General features: G+C 61.1%; 2 protein-coding genes. Both read left to right on the top strand.

Annotation, left to right across the window (positions count from 1 at the left end; translation table 11 throughout):
* Window positions 1-124: 124 nt before the first annotated feature.
* Window positions 125-577 carry a phage regulatory CII family protein gene (locus tag GMO_RS10200; protein ID WP_008852314.1) on the top strand — a complete coding sequence of 151 codons (453 nt, stop codon included), beginning with the start codon at window positions 125-127 and terminating at the stop codon, window positions 575-577.
* Window positions 574-1,309 (top strand): DNA-binding domain-containing protein (locus GMO_RS10195; protein WP_040509197.1); only part of this gene is annotated, 736 nt, incomplete at its 3' end. The genes GMO_RS10200 and GMO_RS10195, both read left to right, overlap by 4 nt.

The raw sequence follows: 1,309 nt of genomic DNA, 5'->3' as shown, positions 1-1,309 counted from the left end.
TTGAGGATGGGACGATGACGGCATCTTTCCCCATCATCATGGACCTTCTGTACGAACTTGATGTTTCGCAGGACGATCTGCTGGGCCTGTTCCAGTACGATGCAGTCGTTCGGAGGACTGCGGCATGATCAGGTCTGGCGAGCAGTTTGACCTGCTGGCGTGGGCTCCGCCTGAGACGGTTGCGGCATTCGATCCGCAGTTGATCAAGGCCAACTCCTATGGCGGCCGTCTGTCGCGGGCGATTTCGGTTTGCCTGGACGGATGCGGGTATTCGCGGGCGGAGATCGCCGCACGCATGAGCGAGCATATGGGGCGGAAAATCAGCCTGAATATTCTCAATGCCTATGCGTCAGTAGCGCGGGACACGCATGAGATTTCAGTGACGCGGTTCGATGCGCTGGTGCATGCCACGGGGGACCGGAGATTGCTGGAGTTTATGGCGGCCGATCACGGGTTCAGTGTCATCGACCGCCGTCACCTACCGATGATCGAACTTGCGGCGGTTCAGGAACATAAACGCGAAATTGCCCGCAAAGAAAGAGAAATCCGCGCGGTTGCCCGGGGAGGTCTGCGATGAATGGTCACTCCTGGTATTCGGCGTCACAGCTTGCCGAGATGCACCTGCCGGGAATGCCTGGCACGGCACGCGGCATCCAGATCCGCGCGGAAAGCGAGAACTGGCTTGCGCCTGAGCGTGAAGGTCAGACATGGCGTCGCCGTCAGGGACGTGGCGGAGGGTTTGAGTTCACGCCCTATGCCCTGCCTCTTTCGGCACGGGTCAAGCTGGCGGTCACGGAAGCGCCCGCCAGGACGGAAGCATTCACGGACAAGCGTGAGCGTGAAGATCTGTGGCGGCGTTATGACGGCATGCCAGAGGCGCTGCGTCGCAAGGCAGAGCGTGCTCTGGAGGTAATCAACGCTGTCGAGACGCTTGTGGCGAGCGGCACACGCAAGACCACGGCCGTGATGATGGTGGCGAACGAAACGGGCGTCGGGCAGACCACGATCAATAACTGGTATCGGGATCTCCGTGGCCTGAACCGGTGTGACTGGCTTCCGGCGCTGGCTCCGCATTATGGCGCTGGTGGCAACGCGGCGGAGTGTGCGCCTGAAGCATGGGAAATGCTCAAGACCGATTACCTGCGTGTCGAGCAGCCCAACTTCACGGACTGTTATCGGCGCACGAAGCGTGTAGCGGCTGAGCATGGATGGAAGATGCCTTCCGAGAAGACCATGTTGCGCCGGATGCAGGCGCTTGCCCCTGAGCTCCTGGTGCTGGCCCGTCAGGGCGTGGACGCGCTGAAGCGGC

Source organism: Gluconobacter morbifer G707, assembly GCF_000234355.1.
GTDB classification, from domain to species: Bacteria; Pseudomonadota; Alphaproteobacteria; order Acetobacterales; family Acetobacteraceae; genus Gluconobacter; species Gluconobacter morbifer.
The sequence above is the reverse complement of the archived record's forward strand: the minus strand, read 5'-3'. Positions and strand labels throughout refer to the sequence as shown.